This is a genomic window from Aureimonas sp. D3 (assembly GCF_001463805.1).
Classification (GTDB): domain Bacteria; phylum Pseudomonadota; class Alphaproteobacteria; order Rhizobiales; family Rhizobiaceae; genus Aureimonas; species Aureimonas ureilytica_A.
In genome coordinates this window covers 90,193-111,293 of sequence record NZ_BBWM01000052.1, presented here as the reverse complement: position 1 = coordinate 111,293, position 21,101 = coordinate 90,193, and the positions used below count along the sequence as shown (strand labels likewise).

The 21,101-nt window shown below is 64.7% G+C and carries 19 protein-coding genes and 1 tRNA gene; 12 read left to right on the top strand and 8 right to left on the bottom strand.

The window, feature by feature from the left end:
* Positions 1–205: 205 nt before the first annotated feature.
* Both AUL36_RS15540 and AUL36_RS15535 read left to right on the top strand, forming a co-directional pair.
* Positions 206–2,548, top strand: coding sequence for a hypothetical protein (locus tag AUL36_RS15540; protein WP_156418412.1), 2,343 nt, complete (start codon positions 206–208; stop codon positions 2,546–2,548).
* A gap of 1 nt (position 2,549) precedes the next feature.
* Positions 2,550–5,141 (top strand): hypothetical protein, encoded by a 2,592-nt coding sequence (locus tag AUL36_RS15535; RefSeq protein ID WP_062222196.1) that lies wholly within the window; start codon positions 2,550–2,552, stop codon positions 5,139–5,141.
* Positions 5,142–5,298: 157 nt separating this feature from the next.
* On the opposite strand, the gene AUL36_RS24880 is transcribed toward AUL36_RS15535, so the two are convergent.
* The 3 genes from AUL36_RS24880 to AUL36_RS15525 are packed head-to-tail and all read right to left on the bottom strand — an operon-like array spanning position 5,299 to position 6,007.
* The gene (locus AUL36_RS24880; RefSeq protein WP_280137994.1) at positions 5,299–5,421 is read right to left on the bottom strand and encodes a hypothetical protein; all 123 of its coding nucleotides are present in this window, start codon (positions 5,419–5,421) and stop codon (positions 5,299–5,301) included.
* An 18-nt stretch (positions 5,422–5,439) separates the two neighbouring features.
* Positions 5,440–5,751, bottom strand: a complete 312-nt coding sequence (locus AUL36_RS15530) for a type II toxin-antitoxin system YafQ family toxin (RefSeq protein ID WP_062222194.1) — start codon at positions 5,749–5,751, stop codon at positions 5,440–5,442.
* A complete protein-coding gene (locus tag AUL36_RS15525) occupies positions 5,732–6,007 on the bottom strand; it encodes a type II toxin-antitoxin system RelB/DinJ family antitoxin (protein ID WP_062222193.1) in 276 nt (91 codons plus the stop codon). The genes AUL36_RS15530 and AUL36_RS15525 overlap by 20 nt, the downstream gene beginning before the upstream one ends.
* Positions 6,008–6,160: 153 nt before the next feature.
* Between AUL36_RS15525 and AUL36_RS15520 the strand changes: the two genes are divergently transcribed.
* From AUL36_RS15520 to AUL36_RS15505, 4 genes are all read left to right on the top strand, one after another.
* Entirely contained in the window at positions 6,161–8,482 is a 2,322-nt protein-coding gene (locus AUL36_RS15520; protein ID WP_062222191.1) for a hypothetical protein, read from the top strand.
* Positions 8,483–8,544: 62 nt separating this feature from the next.
* Positions 8,545–9,405 carry a glycoside hydrolase family 108 protein gene (locus tag AUL36_RS15515; RefSeq protein ID WP_062222189.1) on the top strand — a complete coding sequence of 287 codons (861 nt, stop codon included), beginning with the start codon at positions 8,545–8,547 and terminating at the stop codon, positions 9,403–9,405.
* 66 nt (positions 9,406–9,471) lie between these two features.
* Entirely contained in the window at positions 9,472–9,876 is a 405-nt protein-coding gene (locus AUL36_RS15510) for a hypothetical protein (protein ID WP_062222187.1), read from the top strand.
* Positions 9,877–9,944: 68 nt separating this feature from the next.
* Positions 9,945–12,158, top strand: a complete 2,214-nt coding sequence (locus tag AUL36_RS15505) for a DUF2341 domain-containing protein (protein WP_062222185.1) — start codon at positions 9,945–9,947, stop codon at positions 12,156–12,158.
* 128 nt (positions 12,159–12,286) lie between these two features.
* On the opposite strand, the gene AUL36_RS15500 is transcribed toward AUL36_RS15505, so the two are convergent.
* Together AUL36_RS15500 and AUL36_RS15495 are read right to left on the bottom strand one after the other, a co-directional pair.
* Positions 12,287–12,362 (bottom strand) — tRNA-Thr (locus tag AUL36_RS15500).
* A 130-nt stretch (positions 12,363–12,492) separates the two neighbouring features.
* The gene (locus AUL36_RS15495; RefSeq protein ID WP_062222183.1) at positions 12,493–13,452 is read right to left on the bottom strand and encodes an NAD(P)H-dependent flavin oxidoreductase; all 960 of its coding nucleotides are present in this window, start codon (positions 13,450–13,452) and stop codon (positions 12,493–12,495) included.
* A gap of 351 nt (positions 13,453–13,803) precedes the next feature.
* On the opposite strand from AUL36_RS15495, the gene AUL36_RS15490 reads away from it, so the two are divergent.
* The 4 genes from AUL36_RS15490 (at position 13,804) to AUL36_RS15475 (ending at position 17,571) form a co-directional block, all read left to right on the top strand.
* Positions 13,804–14,613: a hypothetical protein gene (locus tag AUL36_RS15490; RefSeq protein WP_062222181.1), complete on the top strand. Its 810-nt coding sequence runs from the start codon at positions 13,804–13,806 to the stop codon at positions 14,611–14,613.
* Between the two features lie 56 nt (positions 14,614–14,669).
* Positions 14,670–15,479, top strand: coding sequence for an exonuclease domain-containing protein (locus tag AUL36_RS15485; protein WP_062222179.1), 810 nt, complete (start codon positions 14,670–14,672; stop codon positions 15,477–15,479).
* A gap of 72 nt (positions 15,480–15,551) precedes the next feature.
* Positions 15,552–17,213, top strand: a complete 1,662-nt coding sequence (locus AUL36_RS15480; protein WP_062222177.1) for a cisplatin damage response ATP-dependent DNA ligase — start codon at positions 15,552–15,554, stop codon at positions 17,211–17,213.
* 91 nt (positions 17,214–17,304) lie between these two features.
* The gene (locus tag AUL36_RS15475; protein WP_156418411.1) at positions 17,305–17,571 is read left to right on the top strand and encodes a DUF6460 domain-containing protein; all 267 of its coding nucleotides are present in this window, start codon (positions 17,305–17,307) and stop codon (positions 17,569–17,571) included.
* Positions 17,572–17,580: 9 nt separating this feature from the next.
* Here the strand turns inward: AUL36_RS15475 and AUL36_RS15470 are convergent, their stop codons facing one another.
* The 3 genes from AUL36_RS15470 to AUL36_RS15460 are packed head-to-tail and all read right to left on the bottom strand — an operon-like array spanning position 17,581 to position 19,966.
* Positions 17,581–18,480: a histone deacetylase family protein gene (locus AUL36_RS15470; RefSeq protein ID WP_062222173.1), complete on the bottom strand. Its 900-nt coding sequence runs from the start codon at positions 18,478–18,480 to the stop codon at positions 17,581–17,583.
* Positions 18,481–18,500: 20 nt separating this feature from the next.
* Positions 18,501–19,616: a quinone-dependent dihydroorotate dehydrogenase gene (locus AUL36_RS15465; RefSeq protein ID WP_062222171.1), complete on the bottom strand. Its 1,116-nt coding sequence runs from the start codon at positions 19,614–19,616 to the stop codon at positions 18,501–18,503.
* Positions 19,613–19,966 carry a DUF952 domain-containing protein gene (locus AUL36_RS15460; protein ID WP_062222286.1) on the bottom strand — a complete coding sequence of 118 codons (354 nt, stop codon included), beginning with the start codon at positions 19,964–19,966 and terminating at the stop codon, positions 19,613–19,615. The genes AUL36_RS15465 and AUL36_RS15460 overlap by 4 nt, the downstream gene beginning before the upstream one ends.
* 159 nt (positions 19,967–20,125) lie before the next feature.
* On the opposite strand from AUL36_RS15460, the gene AUL36_RS15455 reads away from it, so the two are divergent.
* Positions 20,126–20,563 carry a secondary thiamine-phosphate synthase enzyme YjbQ gene (locus AUL36_RS15455; RefSeq protein WP_062222170.1) on the top strand — a complete coding sequence of 146 codons (438 nt, stop codon included), beginning with the start codon at positions 20,126–20,128 and terminating at the stop codon, positions 20,561–20,563.
* A 75-nt stretch (positions 20,564–20,638) separates the two neighbouring features.
* Positions 20,639–21,094, top strand: a complete 456-nt coding sequence (gene mscL, locus AUL36_RS15450) for a large conductance mechanosensitive channel protein MscL (RefSeq protein WP_058633823.1) — start codon at positions 20,639–20,641, stop codon at positions 21,092–21,094.
* Positions 21,095–21,101: the final 7 nt, after the last annotated feature.

The window sequence follows — 21,101 nt, the reverse complement described above, 5'->3', positions numbered from 1 at the left end:
CGATTTTGCTCCGGATTACGCTTCCTCTGGAAAGACGATTACGTTTGGCGATCCATCGGACACCACCCTTTCCAAGTTGAAGCGCGGTGCAAGTGCCGTGGTCGAAGTGGGGGCGGAAGCCGGCGGGTATCTCCCTGGCGTCATGCTCGTGCAACAGGAAGCCAACCTGATTGGCAGTCTTTGGAACGACGATCAACGTTCGAAGATGGCCGAGCTAGACGCGGCCAATCATGAGGTTGCGACCTACAACAACAACACCTTCGCCCGCGAAGACGCGCAGATCGAAGCCTATCGGCGGCGCATTGATCGCATCCATGAGGTAACGGGCGTCCAGCTCCGCAACCCCATGGAGCTGCGGAAAGGGTCGGTGGTCGCGGACTACGGTGCTGGCCCTGACGTGATGGGCGGTCGTGCCGTGCTCCGCGACGAGGCTGAGCGTGAGATGGCGGACTTCCGCGCCAAGCTCGCCGAACTGAGCCAACAGCATCCCGACCAGGCGCAGCTCTTCAATCCGGATTTCGACGCCGAGGTGCGTGGCATTACCGTCGCAGCGGATCAGCGGCTGAAGGCGGCAGAGAAGGCGGCAGAGGACTTGCCCGCCATTTCGCGACTGGCGGCGACGTTGACCGGCAGCGTCCGGGGCTCTCTCCGCGATCCACTCCAGATCGCAACCTTGTTCGTGGGCGGCGGCGCTGGCGTCGCGAAGAGCGTCATCGGTAGGATCGGTCAGGTCTTTCTGACGGAAGCCGTCATCAATGCCGGCGTGGAGAGCGCCGTGCAGCTTCGCGCCCAGCAATGGCGCGCGGAGAACGGTCTCGAAAGCGGGATCGTGCCGGCACTCAAACAGGTCGGCTTGGCCGGTCTCTTCGGCGGCGCGTTCGGTGGTCTCGTCCAGGGCGGTCGTGAGGTAGCGGCGGCGCTGAAGGTGACGGATCGCGCCGGCATCGAGGCGATCGAGCGGCTGGCGACGGGCGAGGCCAAGGCCGGCGATTTCGAGGATGTGGCGCGCCGCCTCGGCGTCGAGCTCGACCCGGCCGAGCTGCGCACGGCGCGCGTCGCGGCGGACCAAAAGACACTCGACGATGCGGCGTTCGGCTCGCTGCCCGGCCTCACCGACGACGAGGCGGGCGCGATGCGCAATGCCGCGACACGCGCTATCGAGCGCGGCGAGCCCATGCCGGCGGGGCCGGTCATCAAGGCCCCGCGCGACCCTTCGGAAAATGTCGTCCTGTCGGAAGCCGTGCCGGCGGCCGAGCGTGTGGAAGTGCAGGGAAGGCCGGTGGCCTTCGAGCGGTTCGATCCGCGATCCCTCAATACCGACGCCGTCGCCTACCAGTACAAGGGCGGCGGCGACGAGGCCGGCGTGACCGATCGCCTGCGCGAGGTGAAGCGATGGGACGCCACCGCGTCGGGCAAGGTCATGGTCCACGAACGGACGAACGGGCAACGCTTCGTCGCGGACGGGCACCAGCGCCTTGGGCTCGCCAAGCGGCTGCAAGGCGAGGGCGACGCCAATGTCCGGCTCGACGGCTATTTGTTCCGCGAGGCGGACGGCTGGACGGCCGAAGACGTGCGGGCGCTGGCGGCCAAGAAGAACATGCAGGAAGGATCGGGAGAGGCGATCGACGCCGCGCGTGTCATGCGCGATCGACCCGACCTTCTGGACGATGGCTTGCCGATGTCTGGCGCGATGATGCGCAAGGCGACGGCGTTGGCCCGGCTGTCCGACGACGCCTGGGGCATGGCCGTCAACGGGGTGATCGACCAGAACCATGCCGCGCTGATCGGCGAGCTGGTGCCCGATGCCGCGATGCACGCGGCGGCGATCGCCGATCTCGCCAAGTTCGATCCCGAGACCGATCGGGTTGCGCGGACTTACATCGAAGAAATCATGGCGAGCGGCGTCCGGCACGAAACGCAGACCGACATGTTCGGCTCGTTCAATCTGGCGAAGTCGCTGATGGGCGAGCGCGTGAAGGTGTTCGACGCGGCGGTTAAGCTTCTTCGGCAGGACAAGCGTCTCTTCGACATGTTGGGTGAACGCGCCGACGTGATCCAGGCGGCAGGCAATGCGCTCGACCTCGAAGGGAATGCCGTCCGTGCGGTCACAGCGGACACTGTGGGCGAGATCGTGGGGCGCTTGGCCCGATCCAAGGGTCCGATCTCGGACGCGCTCACAGAGGCCGCAGGGCGCCTTGCTGATGGCTCCAATGCCATGCGCGAGGCAAGGGCTTTCATCGCGGACGTTCAGAACGCGATCGAGCGCGATGGACTGCCGACGCTTCTCGAAGCGCCGACGCCGCAGCTTGCGCCATCGCGTGTCGCTGAGCCGGCCACGCGCGAGGCCGAGGCGGCAGCAGGTGCGATGCCGGAAGAACAGAGCCTGTTCCAGGCCGCCGAGGCGGAAGGTCAGGTCTCGCTCTGGGAGGCGCTTCCGAACGGGACCGATGCGGAAGGCGCGACCCGATACACCACCGGCCGCGAGCTACTGGCGCAAGCCAAGCGCGACGGCTTCCTGTCCGATGCCGTGAGTTTCTGCGAGGTTTGAGATGGCGTTTCAGGATTGTTTGCGCGGCGCGATCGAGGCGGGCGACATGACACGCGAGGAAGGCGAAAGCCTCCTGCGCGACTTCGAAGGCAAGTTCGCCCAGAAGCGGCTCCAGCTCGGCGACGATGCGGCGGCCCAGGCGGCGAAGGATGAGTTGGCGCGTGAGCTGCGTGCGCAGGCGATCGAAAAGGCTCGCCGTGCCGTGCTGACCGAAAAGGCTCGGGTTCGCCTGAAGGATCGCATCCTTGGCTATCGCGACGAGAAGGGGCAGGCGGACGTGTACGAAGCGGCCGTGCAGGTGCTGTCCCACTACGGCTATGCTGGCGCGGGAAGCGTCCGGGGGCAGACGGACGCGATCATATCCATGGCGCACGGTAAGCTGACGGACCTCATGAGCGCGACGCGCCGCGACCACGTCACGGGCTTGCGCACCGCCAGCGCCGGTCTGGTGCGTGACATGGTTCGCGTTCTGCACGGGGAGACCGTGGCCGACGCGACGGCCGCCCGGTTCGCCGGCGATCTGTCCCGAGTCTTCGAGGATCTCCGCAATCGCTTCAATGCCGCTGGCGGCGCGATCCCGAAGCTCGACGGCTTCGGCCTGCCGCATTCGCATAATGGCCTCGCCATCCGTCAGGCAGGGCGCGAAGAGTGGAAGAAGTTCATTCGGCCGCTGGTCGATCCCGACCGCATGTTGCACCCGTTGACGGCCGAGCCGGTCGGCGTTGCCGGTCTCGATAAGGCGCTCGACCACGTCTTCGACAGCGTCACGACGAGCGGTTGGGCGCACCATGCGCCGCAAATGAAATCCATGGGTGCCGGCTCGCTCGCCACGCAGCGGCAAGACCATCGCTTCCTGACGTTCAAGTCGGCCGACGACTGGATGACCTACAATCAGGCGTTCGGCGAGGGCGATCCGGTTCAGGCCATGTTCCGGCATGTCAACGGCATGGCCCGCGACATCGCCGCGATGGAAGTGCTCGGGCCTAACCCGAATGCCATGGTGGAATGGATGATCCAGAATGTCCGGGCCGAGATCGCGAAAGCCGACCTCGGCAAGTCATCCTATGCAAAACTGCGAAGCAGGGCAGCGAAATGGGCGAGTGGTACGGCGCCCGGCTCCTTTGCCGAATGGCAGATGAAGGCGCTTTGGTCGGAGCTGCGTGGGGCTCCAACCGCCGCCGCTGGCATCTCGACAACCATGGATACGGTGAAGAACCTGATGAACGCAGCGCTTCTGGGCGGCGCGGGCATCACGGCCATAGCGACCGATCCGTTCATTGCTGCCGGCGCGCGGTTCCTGGGTGGCTTGCCGATCGTCCATAAGGACATGTTCGCCATGCTGAAGATGCTAAAGGCGTCGAACCGGGAGGAAATCCAGCGCGCCGGCGTGATCTGGGGCGACTACATGCATGTCATGGAAGGCGAGGCCCGGTTCGTTGGCCCGATGCTCGGCCAACATTGGTCACAGCGCCTGGTCGATCGCTCGATGATGCTGAACCTCCTGACGCCGCTGACAACGGGCCGCAAGCTCGTGGAAGCCCGTGCCTGGCAGGCGACGCTGGCCGATCATGCGGCCTCGGACTTCTCCGCGCTGCCCGAGCGACTGCGCGTGACCATGGAAGGCTTCGGGATCGACGCGGCCGATTGGGAGATCATGCGCGCCAGTGTCGATCCCGCCGGCTTCGTCACGCCCATGTCGATCGCCGATCGGGGCGGCGAGGTGCGCTATCTTCAGCCGGGGCCGGACGGCGCGCTGGTGGACGCCGAACTGGCGGCCGAGACGAAAGCGCTTCGTCACCGCGAAGTGGCCGAGAAGCTGGCCGAGCTGACGGCGGCCTGGTCGGAACGCTCGGCGCCGGGCGGGACGCCGAACGCTCGCTCCTTCGTCATGGGCGGTCTGTCGCGAGGAACATATACGGGCGAGGCCGTCAGCTTCGCGCTTCAGTTCAAGAGCTTCGGCCTGAGCTTCACGACGTTGCAGCTCGAAGCCATGCAGCGGATCACCGCCATGCAATCCGGCGGTAGAGCCGTCGCGTTTGGATATGGCACTGCCCTGGTTGCCTCACTCAGCTTGGGCGCCGCGATGGCGATGCAGATCAAGGCGCTGACTGATGGCAAAGATTTGGAGGATATGAGCCCAACCAATGGTCAGTTCTGGTGGCGCGCGATGATGCAAGGCGGTGGCTTCGGTCTGTTCGGCGATTTCATCAACTCGTCCACCAACCGCTTCGGTGGCGGCTTGCAAGACACTCTGGCTGGCCCCGGTGCCGCCTTCATCTCCGATGCGGGCAAGCTGGCGGCGATCCCGTTGCAAGCGGCGCTGGGTGAAAAGGTCAATCCCGGTCGGCAAGTCGTGGACTTCGCTGGGCGCTACACACCTGTCGTCGCGTCGAATTGGGCGACACGCGGGGCCTATCGCCGGCTCTTCCTCGATCAGCTCCAGTGGCTGACCGATCCCGAGGCCGACAAGAGCTTCAAGTCGAAGGCCCGTAGCTTGAAGAGCAGGATAGGGCAGGACTATTGGTGGGCGCCTGGTCAGGCTCTGCCGTCGCGCGGGCCGCGCATCGCTGCGCCGCCCGAGCCAAATGACTAGCTCGGGATTAGCGATGCGTCGTGCGATCCGTCACGCGATACACGCCATAGCCCAGGGCAAAGACGATGGCGGGCATAACGAAAAGGGCGAAGAATTCGAAGAGCGTCACGGCTGGAGCCTTCCGGGGATGCGCCTTGCCACCGAAACGGATTCGCTTTCAGCGCTTTCCATACTTGCGGTCGAACGCGCGCGCATTGCGTCCGAGCCAGAGATAGCCGACCAGGGCCATGACGAGGCCGCCGACAGGCAGCGGCCACGCGGTTCCGAGAAGTTCATCCATTGCCGGATTCTCCTGCGCTTACTCGAAGAGTTCTGCATGGGTGCCCGTACGGGTAAACACGACCATGGTCTTGGTCAGCTTGTAGATCAGCAGGAAGTCACCGCCGACGTGAAGCTCTTGATAGCCGTCCCATTGGCCGGTGAGGGTATGGTCGAGCCATTCCGGCGGCAATGGCCGTTCGTTCGCCATGACAAGGAACATGGCCTCGCGCAGGCGGACCATGTCGAGCCGTCCAGCCTTGTTGTGTCGATCCCAGTCCTTTCGAAACTCCTTGGTGTAATCGGAGGCCAGCGGCAGGGCCGCTCGCTTGCTACTCGCGGCCCGTTTCAAGCGCGTCCATCATCTCGTTAGCGTTGGAAAAGCGGGCGGCGCGACGGGACGCGATCTCGTCCGCTTCGGCCATCGCCGCGCGGGTCGTCGCATTGGGGACGCGAATGTCGAACGGGATCGCGCGGTCATGCGCCACGCGGGTTAGGAATATGTTCACCGCGCTGGACAAGGTCAGGCCCATCGCTTCCAGAGCTTCGGCCGCATTCTTTTTCACGGTCTCGTCAATCCGCGTGGTGATGGTTGTGGTCGCGGGCATGGCAACCTCCATAGTCAGGATGGTGTGTTACATTGTCATACGGGCAGCGAATGGCAAGAGGTGACAGAGCGTCTTTCTAACCTCCTTCCGCTGAGCAGCAGTTAAGGGGGATTCATCGCCACCATGCTGGCGGGGTCGCTTCGGAGCCCTGCCATGACCAATCCTTATCCGCTGCCCCGCCAGACGCGCGAGACCGCCCCGATCGCCGGCGACGGGCGGTCGACTTATGGGCCTTTCGCCTTTCGCATCTGGGACGCAGAGGACGTGATCGCCGAGGTGAGCCGCGCGGGAAAAGCCTATGCGCCCGAGGCCGTCACCATCCAGAAGGTCGCTGGTCAGCCCTTCGATTATTTCACCGCGACCTTCGCCACAGCGCTTCGCAATGGCGACAAGGCGGTGCTGCAAGGGCGGCGCTTGCATGAGCGCGCCATCGACGTTTTGCGCGGTGGTGTGGTCGTCGGCAATGCCCTGGAGCGCGAGCTGACGGCGATCGGCACGGTGTTGCAGGAACTGCGGCGTGATGCTGATCGGGCGCTGTCGGGCGACCATTTCGGCGGCGGCTCGTCGGGGGGGGACCTCGGGATTTCGGACATTGCCGGTCTGAAGGAAGCCCTTGAGGCTTGCGAACAGATTGCGAACAAGAACAAAGCCAACGGCTATGCGGGGCTTGGCACCAACGGAAAGTTGTCCAAGGCCGTCCTTCCCGATTTGAGCGGCGGCGGGGCGGTGACGGTCGCGACACGCTCCGATCTGGCTGGGAGCCCCACGGGCAGCGGCATCGCCCTTTATCTTGCCGAGGCGGGGCGGGAAGGCATGTGGCTGTGGCGCGAGGGCGATTATGCCGCCCGTGTCGCGGCGGACCCGCGACAAGCGCAGTATGTGGCGTCCTCTACCGTCAGCGCCGGTCTTGGCTGTTGGGTGCGCGCCGATGTCGAGCATCTTCAGGTCACGCGCTATGGCGCGGTTCCCGCGACCAAGTCGTCCGCGTCAGAGAACGCGAGCGCCTTGCGCGCGGCGATCGACACGGCCAGCGCCAGCGGAGGCGGCGAGATCGTCATTCCTGCCGGCACCTGGCATCTCGACAGCAAGGTGGACAAGACGCTTCAGAAAGGTGGCGTCAGGCTGAGCGGCGCCGGGCCTGACGTGACGCGGCTCGTCTTCACAAAGGGCGATGGCGGTGTTCACCTGACCTATCCCGACGATGGTTGGTGGTTCGACGGAATGGCAGGCGTCGCCCATCTGAGCGATCTAAGCCTCGTGACCACGCAAGCCAGCGGCGGTGTCGCCTTCAGCATCAATGGACGCACCGTGGGCGGCCGACCGATGGAGCCGACGACATTCGAGAATGTCCGGCTGCGCGGCGACGCAGCCGACACCTATTGGACCACGGCCATCGATCTTCTCGATGTCAGCTTGTCTCGCTTCGACACGGTGCAGGTCTTCAACGCCGTCGCCGATCCCAGCAAGGGAACCGGCTTTTCGATCCGCTCGTCCGGATCGGGCCGCGATCCCGTCGAGCATCTTCTGAACAATTGCGGCGTGACATATGGCGCGGCGGCCGTGCAGGCCGGCTCCTATGTCGAAGGCATCCAGATCAACAACGCCGTCTTCGTCGCCACCGACTACGGTGTCTATTGGGATGCGTCCGCCACGGCCGAAAGCCATCTCGGCCTCGTCAACAGCCATATCAACGCGCGCCGGTGCTGCGTCGCCCTGGCGCGGGTTCATCACAGCCTCATTCAGGGGAACCTGTTCTTCATTCAGGCGAGCGACACCAGCGTCGGCCTCAGCCTCAACAGCGTCGGGGAAACCGACATCAGCCACAACGTCCTTCGCGGCAACGGCGGGAACACCGCCATGTACATCGAGGACAAGCTCGGCGAGATGGCGACCCGCCGCCTCAGCATCGGCCGCAATCTCCTGGCCGGTTTCCAGACGGGCTACCTCATTGCAGCCAACGCGCAGAACATCGTTCTCAACGAAGCGGATCAGGTATTCCAGCAGGTCAACACCCCGATCATCAACAACAGCGGAAAGTCGCTTTACCCATCGGCGAGGGGAACGCCTCGCGGCGGCACGTTCTCCCATGTCGGCGGCGTGTCGCTCTCTGCCGACACGGAACGGTTGCTCCTGTGGAACTCGATCGTCCAGCAGGACAATCCCGGCAACGACATGGCCGATGGTATCTGGCGCGCTCCAGAGGCCGGCGTCTACATGTTCGCCGCCTCGATCAATCTGAACGCCAATTCCGGCGCGGATACGAAGTCCTTCCTGTTCGCCAAGTACAACAACAACGAGGTGTCGGCTCTGACCGAATGCTGGCGCAACGGCGGATCGCCGGGCCGCATGAACCTTTCGTTGGTGCGGTGGATGAATGCCGGCGACACGATGCAGTTCACCGTCAACCCCGGCAATGTCGCGACCTCGACCGAATCCGGTTCCCGCAACCTGCTGCACGTTCGCAAGATCGGCTGACGGCGCACTTGAGGGGCTGACGGCCCCCTTACTCTGACGGCTCCCGCACTGGAGCCGTCGCCATGGTCGCAGCCAATTACAGCCCCGCTCTCGCCCGCATCCTCGTGCACGAGGGCGGCTATGCCAACCATCCCAAAGACCCCGGCGGGGCGACGATGAAGGGCGTGACGCAGCGCGTCTATGACGCCTTTCGCGCACGCTCCGGACTGCCGAAGGTCTCCGTCCGGGCGATCAGCACCGCCGAGCTGGAGACGATCTACGCCGACCAGTACGGCCGCGCCGTTCGCTTCGATCAGCTCCCGATCGGGCTCGACTATGTGGTGTTCGACGGCGCCGTTCATTCCGGCCCCGCGCAGTCGGTGAAGTGGCTCCAGCGCGCGCTTCAGGCCCTCGGCCTTTATGCTGGCAAGATCGACGGCATCCCCGGCAACGGGACACTGGCGGCCGTCGATCGCGTCACCGACGTGGACGCGTTGATCGCTCGCATCTGTGACCTGCGCCTGGCCTTCCTGAAGGCGCTCAAGACCTATGCCACGTTCGGCAGAGGCTGGCGCGCTCGTGTCGATCAGGTCGGCGACGCCGGGCAGGATTGGGCGGACGGCTCGGTTCCGGCCGACGCGAACCTCTCTTACGAGCCCGGCATGGAAGTGAAGGCGGTCGTCGCCGACGCGGCGCTCCCGCCCGCGCCGATCGCAACGCCGACGATCGGCGCCGCCGGCGGTGGCATCGCGGTCGCGATCGAAGCCGCCCGCCAGCAGGTTCTTCCCTTTGCCGGCCTGTCCGGCCTGGTCGATCATGTCCTCTTCGCCCTGACACTCGCCGGCTCGGCCGTGGCGATCGGCGGCATGGCTTGGGGCGTCTATGCCCAGCATCGCCGCTCGACCGTCGCGGCCGTGCTCGATCTCGACCAGGCTGCGGCATGAGGTGACGCGATGGCCCTCTGCGACGCCGAACCCCTCAACAAACAGGCAGGCAGGAGAACCGGCGTCGTGAGCTGGCTCACACAGAACTGGAATGTGCAGACGGTGATCGCGGTCGGGGCGGTGGCGTTCGCCGCCGCCTCGACCTTCTTCACCACGGGCTACAAGATCGAACGGCTGGAAGAGTTCAAGGCCACGCACGAGGCGTACCACAAGGAGCGGTCGAACGAGCTGGCGGAACTCGCCGGTCGAAACGAACAGCGCTTTGCCGGGATCGACGCCCAACTGCGTCGCGTGGACGAGCTGACGTTCCGCGTCGCTCGCGCCGACGAAAGCATTTCCTCGACCAAGGAGGCGATCGGCAAGCTCGAAGGCACGGTGAACAGCCTGACCTCCGACATCCGCGTCATGCGCGAAATCCTGGAGCGCATGGACAGCCGCCGCCTGCCATCGCCCCGCACGCCGGCCAACTGACCCGGCCACAGTTCCGGGTCGCCTGTCGGTCCGCGAAGCTCCCCAACTCCCAACAAGGTAGACCACCCATGGCGTTCAAGCTGAATGCGTTGTCGCGCGTCGCGACAAGCGATCGCGGCAACCGCGAGCGGACCAACTTCTATGTCTATTCCACCGGCGACAGCGCGGCCGAGATCACGGCCGATGGCTATTTCAGCGGCGCACTCCAGTATGCCGACCTCGATGTCGGCGATGTGATCGACTGTGTGTGTGCGGTTCGCGATACGCCAACGGCCATGAAGATGATTGTCTCCTCGGTCGTGAAGGCCGCGAACGCGGCAACGGGCATCGTGCAGGTGCGACAGAACAGTGCGGCAGGGGGGAGCATTCCCGTTTCCACCAACTGGACGCAGGAACGCGCCGTCACCATCGCCAACACGGCGGGCGCGGCGGCGACGGGCTACCAGAGCCTGGTCCTGCTCGATGCCAGCAACTTCGACTTCGTCGGCGTCGATGCCGCCGGCAACGGGCTGCGCTTCCTCGACAGCGACCGGGCGACGGCGCTGCCCTACTGGATCGAGACGTTCGACGCCTCGGCCAAGACCGCCCGTGTCTGGGTCAAGGCGAACCTTGCGGCGGGCGCGACCAAAACCGTCTATCTCTACTCGGGGAAGACCGACGCGGTGTCGAAGTCCCGCATCGACGCGACCATGGAGTTCGGCGACGACTTCAAGGGAACGCCGGGCTGGATGCGCGAGGTCGTGGTGAACCCGATCGTGAAGGCCGTGCCGACGACCTGGCGCGCCGACATCGCAGGCGACCCCATGGTGATCAAGCCGAGTGCGTCGCGTCCGCGCTGGGGCGCCTTCTACTTCGGCGCCAACGGCAATGGCGGTGGGATCGGCTACATGGAAGCCGACAAGGACGCCGCGTCCTGGGACGGCCGGACCTGGCTGGACAAGTCGGCGGACCCGATCCTCGCCGCCGGTGGCCCCGATGACATGCACTTCGCCATCAAGCCGTCCGTCTTCGAAGAGGGCGGCAAGCTGCATATGGCCTATGCCGGGCGGACGAACGGGGCGAACTGGAAAATCCTCTACGCCACGGCCGACGCCGACAAGCCTCTCGGTCCCTGGACGAAGGTGGGTGTCCTGCTCGCGCCGGACGGTTCCGAGGCTGAAGGCTCGCGCATCGACTGCCCGTGCTGGTTCCGCGACCCGAAGGACGGCAAGGTCAAGCTCTACTATTCGGGCAACGAGGCCGTCGCCAACGAGCCCCGGAACATGCTGCTCGCCACGGCCGAGTCGTTCGCCGGCCCGTTCACGCGCCGCAGCCAGCCGCTGGTCATGCACTCGGCCGTCAAGGATTCGATCTCGTGGATGGCCGGCGGTCTCGGCGGCATGTCGATCCGCATCCTCGCGGATGGCACCTACGAGATGGCCTATAACGCGTTCGACGCGGACGGCATCTCGCGCATGGGACGCACGACCAGCACGGACGGCGTGACCTGGACGCTGAAGGCGAGCGATCTGATGTTCGATCGCATCGCCGGCGCCTGGGACGCGGTGAAGCTCTATCGCCCCTGCATCTACGACATCGGCGATGGCGTGATGCGGCTTCTCTACAACGCCCTCGGCGGGACCGAGAACATCGGCTATGCCGAGTTCGGCACCGTCTGGGATGCGTCGAAGTGGACGCCGAACTATCAGGGACAGGCGCGTCAGCACATCGAGAACGGCGCGCTGCGCTTCGAGGAAACGCAGGGCAGCAATCCCGGCAACTACTTCATGATGACCTCGGCCTATAAGCCGGGCGACAATATCGTGGTGGAAGCGCGGGCCAAGCTCCTGGCCTTCCATGATTCGGGCTATGCGGAGGTGGCGCCGATCCATCTCTCGGGCAATCGTCCGTTCCCGTCCAATCCGGCGCCCGCGCACTTCCTGTTCGTCTCGGCCAACAGCAAGGACGTTCGCCACCAGAACGCCTATGCCCCATCTGGCGGCTGGCCTTGGGGCTCGGAAGACGTGGTGCTGGGCAGTCTCCCGACGATGGGCACCTATCACCGCTATCGCGCGACGCTCAGGTCCGATTCGAAAGACTGGGAAGTTCTGTCGGACGCCAGCGTCTCGCTCGGCAAGGTCTCGGCCAACACCGATGACCCGCTGACCAACGATCTCCCGCTGGCCTTCGGCCTGCATGGGGCCGGCATGGACCTCGACTTCGTCTTCGCGCGCAAGCACATGACGACGCCACCGACCGTCAGTGTTGGGGCGGTGAACGCGGTGTCCCGCGCGGATCTCTGATTGGGACTGAAAGGCGCTCGCTGACCCGGAGGTGAGAGCCCAAAGGTGAGAGGCTTAAGTGAGATTTCTCACCCTCTCACCTGTTCTCATGATGTTCTGCGGTGAGGAGCGTAAAGCCTTGAAAAGACTGGTGCCGCTTAGGTGACTCGAACACCTGACCCCATCATTACGAATGATGTGCTCTACCGACTGAGCTAAAGCGGCTTGACCTTGCGTTCCCGCCGGCCGTGAGCGAGTAACTACCCAATTCATCGGACGGCCGCAAGAGGGAAAATCGAAATTTGGGCCGTTCGGGAAAGGCGGCCGGTAAGTCTCTGAGTTCCTTCGGTATCGATCAGATGGACCCGAGCCGAGAGCGGGCGGCGGCGTATTCCCGTTCGAATCGTTCGATGAGATTCGCAGTGGGAACGATGGAGTCGATAGAGCCGATCCCTTGGCCGGCGCCCCAGATGTCCTTCCAGGCCTTGGCAGCCTTGTCGCCAGCAAAATCCATCTTGGACGGATCGGATTGGGGAAGGTGATCGGGGTCGAGGCCGGCCGCGAGGATGGAGGCACGCAGGTAGTTGCCGTGAACGCCGGTGAAGAGATTGCTGTAGACAATGTCGGTCGCGTGGCCATCGACAATGGCCTGCTTGTAGACCTCCGCGGCGTTGGCTTCGTCCGTGGCGATGAAGGCGGAGCCGATATAGGCCCCGTCCGCCCCCATAGCTTCGGCCGCCAGAATGCCCGCGCCATTTGCGATGGCGCCCGAAAGGAAGAGCGGGCCGTCGAACCAGCGGCGGATTTCGGACAAGAGGGCGAATGGCGACAGCGTACCGGCGTGCCCGCCTGCGCCGGCCGCCACGGCGATCAATCCATCCGCGCCCTTCTCGATGGCCTTGCGCGCGAAGCGGTCGTGGATGACATCGTGAAGGACGAGGCCGCCATAGGAATGAACGGCTTGGTTGACCTCTTCGACCGCCCCGAGCGAGGTGATGACGACGGGAACCTTGTGATCGACGCAAACCTTCAGATCCGCTTCGAGGCGCGCGTTGGATTTGTGAACGATCTGGTTGACGGCAAACGGCGCGGATGGGCGATCGGGATGCGCCGCGTCGTGAGACGCGAGCGCCTCCTCGATCTCGAAAAGCCAGTCGGTCAGAGCCTCGGCGGGGCGCGCGTTGAGCGCAGGGAACGCGCCGATCACGCCCGCTCGACATTGGGCGATGGTGAGCGAAGGACGTGAAATGATGAACAAAGGCGCGGCGATCGCGGGAAGTCGCATACGTGCATGGATAGAAGAGGGAAGACCCATGGTGCAATCGCCTTTGACGTAAACGTAATACTAGACCTAACGCAACGGGTGCAGGCTGCCAAGGGAGGGAGCTTGCTGCAGCGCGTGAGGTTGACGCTGCGCGGCTACCTCCATGGTTAGGCCGGATATAGCGCAGTGTAATTCTACGAGAGCCGCAACCGTATGCTTTAAGCTCGGATAAACCGAAGCTTCTCTTCGATCTCATTTCTCCTGCACAGGCCGAGAGGAGACGTCAGCCTTAACCATAGTGGCGGATTGGCAACGCAGCTGCGATTTTGCGCTGCACTTGGTCCCGGAAAGGGCGGATTCGCGTTGGAACCTGACTGCGTCGTCATCTGGAAGGTCCCGCTCATGCCGTCTCGCTCCAAGCGCTTTGCCCTGGCTGCAGCCGGCGTGCTGACGATCTGCACCTTGGGGGCTCTCGGAAGCGGTTTCTCGATCGAGGCCGATGCGGGCAGTCCGACCATCACCCCGAACCCCGCCGGCCCGGATGTGGCGGAAGTCGCCGCCTCTCAGGATGTGGCGGCGCCGTTTGGGGGAAATTGCTCGGAAGAGTGCGAGACCAGTCTGGCGCTCCTGTCGGATAGCGACCGGGAGGGTTTGATCGACCTGCCGAGCCGTGTGCAGCGAACCCTGGCGGCCATCGGCCCGATCAAAGGCGATGGCGGAACCAAGGCGGCTGCTGAGGTCGCGACGCATCTCAGCGATCCGAATGTCGAAAAGGCCGCTGCGCTTCCCGGTGTAGAAGAGACGTTGGCCGCCCCCTTTGAAGCGGAGGGCGGCGATGTCGACTGCACGCTGCGTTGGTTCGGCTTCCTGGATCAATCGGTCCGAACCGTCGGAACCCATCGCTGTCGAATCGGGAAGGCGGCGGACGGCGCGGTGACGATCGAGAAACTGACCGGTGAGCGCTTTCTGGTGCATCTTGCGCCTCTCAACGATCGGTTTTCCGCCTATCTCGGCCGATCTTTCCTGCCGGATCAGGATGAGCGGGACTATGATTTGAAATCGCCCGTGAATGCCGGAAACGCCAATTTCGGAAATATTTCGGGCTTGGCCACCATCAGCGGCGGCCAGATCGTTCTGATCGGCGGGTCGGAACTCGGCATGTCGCCGCCGGACGATACGTTCTTCTCGGTCCTCACCTTGTCAGGTCGCTGACCCGATTGCCGCATGACCCTTGCGATCGAAGCTGTATCGGCCGATCTTGAGAGGGCATGAGCTCGATTTTTCCGCCTGCCCCCATCACGCCTTCGCTTTTTCCCGAAGCCCGCTCCTTCGTTGTCCGCGTGATCGACACGGAAACGGCGGGGCATAAGCTGGAGGAGGATGCCGTCATCGAGATCGGTTCGGTCGATCTCGATCTGGCGAATGGCCGCATCTTCCATTCGATGCAGACGATGGCCGATCCGGCCGGCGTCGAGATCAACCCGCACGCACGGCGGGTCCATAAGATCACGGATGAGATGCTGAAGGGCGCGCCGCCCTTTGCCGAGGCGGTTCGCCCCTTCGCGGAGGCAACGATCTTCGCCGCTCAGCGCGCCAGCTTCGATCGCTCCCGGCTGCGCCTCGCGGGCACGTGGCTCTGCACCTACAAACTCGCCCTGCGCGCCTTTCCCGATGTGCGCGCGCATGGGCTCCAGTCGCTCGTCAAATATGTGCCGCTCGATCTTTCGGATGTGGAAACCGAGTTGCAGGGCCTGCATCCGCACCGCGCGCTATTCGACGCGCTCTGCACGGCGGTGCTGCTTCGGCGCATCACGGCCGAGCTTCTGCCACGCTGCCGCGATCTCACGGACTTCTTGGAGCGCGCGGAGCGCGTCTCGAACGAGCCTGCGCTCCTAGCCCGACTTCGCTTCGGGCGGTATCGCAACGCCGCGCTGCGTGACGTGCCGAGCGATTATCTGGAATGGCTGGTGCGAGAGCCGGGGATGGATGCCGACGCTGTCTATACCGCGCGCCATCATCTCCAGCGTCGGGCCGACCAGGCCGTTGCGGCCATGGCGCGGCCGCTTCCCGCCGCCTGACCGCCTTCCGAAAAGGCAGACCGGCGCTAAGTCAGAGAGGGAACACTCTTTCGTTCCTCGGAGCTGGTCGCCTTGCAGCGTTTTGCCGAACTCCTCGACCGTCTGGTGCTGACGCCGTCGCGCAACGGCAAGCTGAAGCTGATGGTGGATTATTTCCGCACGGTGCCCGACCCCGAGCGCGGCTACGCACTGGCCGCGCTGACGAGCGAGCTGGACATTCGCTCCGTCAAACCCGCCATGCTGCGGGATCTGATGACGAGCCGGATGGACGAGGTCCTGTTCGGCTATTCCTATGATTATGTCGGCGATCTTGCGGAGACGATCGCGCTCGTCTGGCCCTCGCCGCTTGATGGCGAGGCGAGGGGGCGCAACGATGTTCCGAGCCTTGCCGAAGTGGTCACGACGCTGGATGCCGCCACACGCGCCGAGGGGCCCAGGCTCGTCGAAGACTGGCTCGATCGTCTGGATTCGTCGGGTCGCTATGCCCTTCTGAAGCTCGTGACGGGTTCCTTGCGCATCGGCGTCTCTTCGCGCCTTGCCAAGCAGGCTCTGGCCGATTTCGGATCGAAGGACGTCGCCGAGATCGAGGAGCTTTGGCACGGGCTGCGCATTCCCTATCTCGATCTCTTCGCATGGCTGGAAGGCGATGCCGAGAAGCCCGTGTCGGCCGCCGCCTCGCCCTTCCGGCCCGTCATGCTCTCGCAGCCGCTGGAAGCGCCCGATTACGGACGGATAGACCCGGCGGCCTATGCCGCCGAATGGAAGTGGGATGGCATCCGCGTGCAGGCGACGGTGGAGCGCGGCGTTCGGCGCCTCTATTCGCGCACGGGCGACGACATCTCCGGGGCCTTTCCCGACCTTCTCGACTTCATGACCTACGACGGCGCGCTGGATGGCGAGCTTCTCGTGGCGCGCCCGGCAACAAAGGCCGGCGCTCCGAAGGTGGAGCCGCATGGCGGGGCGGTGCAGGACGACATTGTCGTCGGCACCTTCTCCGACCTTCAACAGCGGCTCAACCGCAAGAGCGTCTCGGCCGCCGTGATGAAGAAGCATCCGGTCTTCCTGCGCACCTACGATCTGTTGCAGGAAGGGAGCGAGGATTTGCGCGCGTTTCCCTTTGCCGAGCGCCGGAAGCGGCTGGATCGGTTCGTGGCCGAGCTCGAGCCGACGCGCTTCGATATCTCGCCCTTCGTGCCCTTCGCCGATTTCGAGGCCTTGTCGAAGCTTCGCGCCGAGCCGCCTCATCCCGTTATCGAAGGGCTGATGCTGAAGCGCTGGGACTCGGCCTATGTGCCCGGTCGGCCGAAAGGCCCGTGGTTCAAGTGGAAGCAGGACCCGCGCCTGATCGACGCCGTGCTGATGTATGCCCAGCGCGGCCATGGCAAGCGCTCCAGCTTCTATTCCGACTATACGTTCGGCGTCTGGACGGGGCCGAGCGATCAGCCGGAGCTCGTGCCGGTGGGCAAGGCCTATTTCGGCTTCACGGACGAGGAGCTGAAACAGCTCGACAAATATATTCGCGACAACACCATCGATCGCTTCGGCCCTGTGCGCTCGGTGCGCGCCGAGCCTGATCACGGGCTTGTGCTGGAAGTCGCCTTCGAGGGGCTGGCGCGTTCGACCCGCCACAAGTCTGGGGTCGCCATGCGGTTTCCGCGCATCTCGCGGCTGAGATGGGACAAGCCAGCCTTCGAGGCCGACCGGCTGGAAACGCTTCAGGCCATGCTCGAATGAAAGCCCTCCACCTTCACACGTGGATGAACTTGCATCGCCACAATCGCGTCTCTACGTCATGGCTCCCGAAGGTTTTGAGAGAAGGATCGCCATGTCCGGCCGTATGACGAGTTTTCTGGGCGGCTCGCCCCTGTCGGTAGCGGTCAGGCTGCTCGTCATCTCGCTGCTGGTCGGCGTCGTCCTGTCTTGGCTGGACCTTCGCCCGACCGAGCTGTTCAACCATCTGGTCTATCTCGTGGAGTCGGCTTGGCTGAGCGTCTTCGGCTCGCTGAACCGTACGATCGATTACGTGCTGATGGGCGCGGCGATCGTCGTGCCGATCTTTCTGATCTCGCGCTTCCTCAAGACGCGCGGCTGATCGGAAACGTCAGACGAACTCGGCTGCCACGCGGTGCAGGATCGTGTGGCGGCGCGCCAGCGTCTCGATATCGCGGGAATAACCGCCGCCGATGACGCCCGCGACCGGAATGAAGCGGTCGCGGAAAAAGCCGATGATGCGCCGGTCCCGCTCGGCGAGACCGTCATTCGACAGCGACAGGCGACCGAGCCGGTCCTCGCGATGCGGATCGACGCCCGCATTGTAGAAGACGATGTCGGGCCGGGCTTGCGTGAGGGCGTGTTGGAGAAGATCCGGCAGAAGCGCGAGATAAGCCTCGTCCTCCATCCCATCGGGAAGCGACACGTCGCAGTCCGACTGCGCCTTCTCCTGCGGATAGTTGCGCTCGCCATGCATGGAGAGCGTATAGACGAGCGGGTCGCCGGCGAAGATGCGCGCCGTGCCGTCGCCCTGATGCACGTCGCAGTCGAACACGAGAACGCGCCCGAGCGTGCCCTCATGCAGCAGTGCGGCCGCTGCCACGGCGACGTCGTTGAACACCGAGAAGCCCGCGCCGCCCGTTCGGCTGGCGTGATGGCTGCCGCCGGCCGTGTTGCAGGCCAGCCCCGTGTCGAGCGCCAGCCGCGCGGCCAGAAGCGTGCCCCCCGTCGCGCAGCGCGAGCGGAGGGCGACACGCGCGTCGACCGGAAATCCGATCGCCTTTTCGATCGTCGGGGAAACGCGCTGTGTCAGCACGGCCTCGACATAGGCCGGGTCGTGGGCCAGTTCCAAAGCCTCGACAGGCGCGGGGACGGGCTGGTGAAAGCCGCGCGGCACCAATCCGTCCTCCACCAGAATTTCGGCCAGCCGCGTGAACTTGCGCATCGGGAAGCGATGCGCCTCGTCGAACAGCGCGTCGAAGGCGGGGTGGTGAACCAGCGGAAGCGGCATGAAAGCGGCGCGACCCGGCGTCAGGGCCGGATCGCCTCCCAGCCGATCGGCGGATCGCGCGAGAGGATCTCTTCCATCTTCGTGTCCCGCAGCTGGCGGATCGTGTCGAGCCCGGTCTCGTCGAGGAAGCGGATCATGTCGTTGAGGATACGGATCGGCAGGTCCGGCCCGCCATAGACCATGGCGGAATACAGCTGCACGAGATCGGCGCCCGCCTCGATCTTGGCGAGCGCCGTGCGCGCGTTCTCCACGCCGCCGACGCCGATCAGCGGGAAGTCGGGCCCGAGCGCCCGGCGGAAGGCCGCCAGGACATAGGTCGAGCGGTTGAAGAGCGGCCGGCCGGAGAGACCGCCGGTCTCGTTCTCATGCCGGCTGCCTTCGATGCCGTGGCGCGAGAGCGTCGTGTTCGAGACGATCAGCCCGTCCACCTTGCGCCGCTTGGCCGTCTCGGAAATAGCCTCCACTTCTTCCAGCGACAGATCGGGCGCGACCTTGAGGAAAAGCGGCTTGCGATCCGTCGCCGTCAGCGCCGCCGCGCCGTCGCGCGCAGCCACGGCATGGGTCAGGAGATCGTCGAGATCCGAGCCCTTCTGAAGGTTGCGCAAGCCCGGCGTGTTGGGCGAGGAAATGTTGATCGTGAGATAGCGAGCGAGTTCCGCGAAGCGGTGAATGCCGGTCACATAGTCGCCGATCCGATCCGTCGAATCCTTGTTGGCCCCGATGTTGACGCCGACGATTCCCGCCTTGCGCGCGCGCCTTTCCATGCGCTCGGCGACTTCGGCATGGCCTTCATTGTTGAACCCGAGCCGGTTGATGACGGCGCGCGCCTCGGGAATGCGGAAGATGCGCGGCTTGGCATTGCCCTCCTGCGGCAGGGGCGTCACCGTGCCGATCTCCACGAAACCGAAGCCGAGGCGCAGTATCGCGTCCGGCACCTCGGCGTTCTTGTCGAAGCCGGCGGCAAGCCCAAGCGGATTGCCGAAGGTGAGGCCGACGAGTTCGGTGCGCAGGCGCGCATCCAGTGGAATGTCCCGGCGCGGCACGAGGCCCCGCTTCAGCGCCTCGATCGCCAGCCCATGCGCACGCTCCGCGTCGAGCTGGAAGATCAGCGGGCGGGCGAAATCATAAAGGCTCATTGAACGCTTTCCGGGAAGACATGAAGCCCGTCCTCACCGAGCGGCAGGTCCTGAACATAAAGGACGGCGTCGAGGGAGAGGGGCGCATAGAGGTGGGGGAAGAGGGCGCCCCCGCGCGAGGGCTCCCAGACCAGCGCCTTTCCGAGCGGCTCGGGGTCCACCGCCACCAGAAGAAGCGCCGTCTGCCCGCCGAAATGCTTGGCGGCCGTTTCACGAACCTGCGCGGCGGTCGAGAAGTGGATGTAGCCATCCGCGAGGTCGATCGGCGCGCCGTCGAAGCGCCCCTTCGCCTCGGCATCCAGCCAGGCATCGCGCGGTGTCAATTTGTAGATGGGGGCGTTCGTGCTCATGCTCGTTCCGCTGCCAGAGACGCCGAGGAAAATCAATTTGTCTCTCGATGGCAACCACAAGAAGGCGGGATTGCCCAATGGTTTGCCAGAGCACCACCCTTGCCTGAGCCGGTCAGGCGCTATCCTTCCGCCGGTTGAACCTTGAGGGGGCCGTGCATCATGCAGCTCATCGACCGACACTTCATCGAAACGCTGGCCATCGAAACGCGCGGTCGCGGCTTCACCGACATTTCGCGCCGGCTGGACGACATCCTGCGCCGCCATGGCGCGGGCGAGGGGCTGGCGACGATCTTCATTCGTCACACCTCGGCGTCGCTGACCATTCAGGAAAACGCCGATCCCGACGTGCGGGAGGACCTGCTTTTGGCCTTCGATCGCCTTGCGCCCGAAAGCGCGCCCTATGTTCATACGCTGGAAGGGCCGGACGACATGCCTGCCCATATCAAGACGGCGCTGACCGACACGAGCCTTTCGGTGCCCGTGTCGGATGGTCGCCTGATGCTCGGCACATGGCAGGGCATCTACGTTTTCGAGCATCGCGCCCGGCCGCATCGGCGCGAAATGGTTGTGCATTTCGTCGGCTCGGCCGCCGGCTGAACGAGCTGCCCTTGCCGCAGCCAGCACTCTTCACAAGTCTGTCAGGGACAATCGGTCGCGCGGAGAAGGTGGGGAATGCTCAAGGAGTTTCGCGAATTCGCCCTCAAGGGCAACATGGTCGATCTGGCGATCGGCATCATCATCGGCGCGGCCTTTTCCGGCCTCGTCAATTCGATCGTCGCCGATCTGTTCATGCCGCTGATCGGTCTCGTGACGGGCGGTGTCGATTTCACCAACAAGTTTCTGGCGCTCAGCTCCAGCGTGACCGCCACGAGCCTGGCGCAGGCGCGTGAGCAGGGGCCTGTCCTCGCTTATGGCAACTTCATCACGCTCTCCATCAACTTCATCATCGTCGCCTTCGTCCTGTTCCTGATCGTCAAAGGTATGAACCGCCTGAAGCGGCAGGAGGAGCAGAAGCCCGCCGAGGAGAAGAAAGTGCCGCGCGAGGAAGAGCTTCTGGAGGAGATCCGCGATCTTCTGGCGGCGCGCGAGCGGGTTCGCCCCGGTCAGGTGCCGGGAACGGGACTTTGATGCCTTC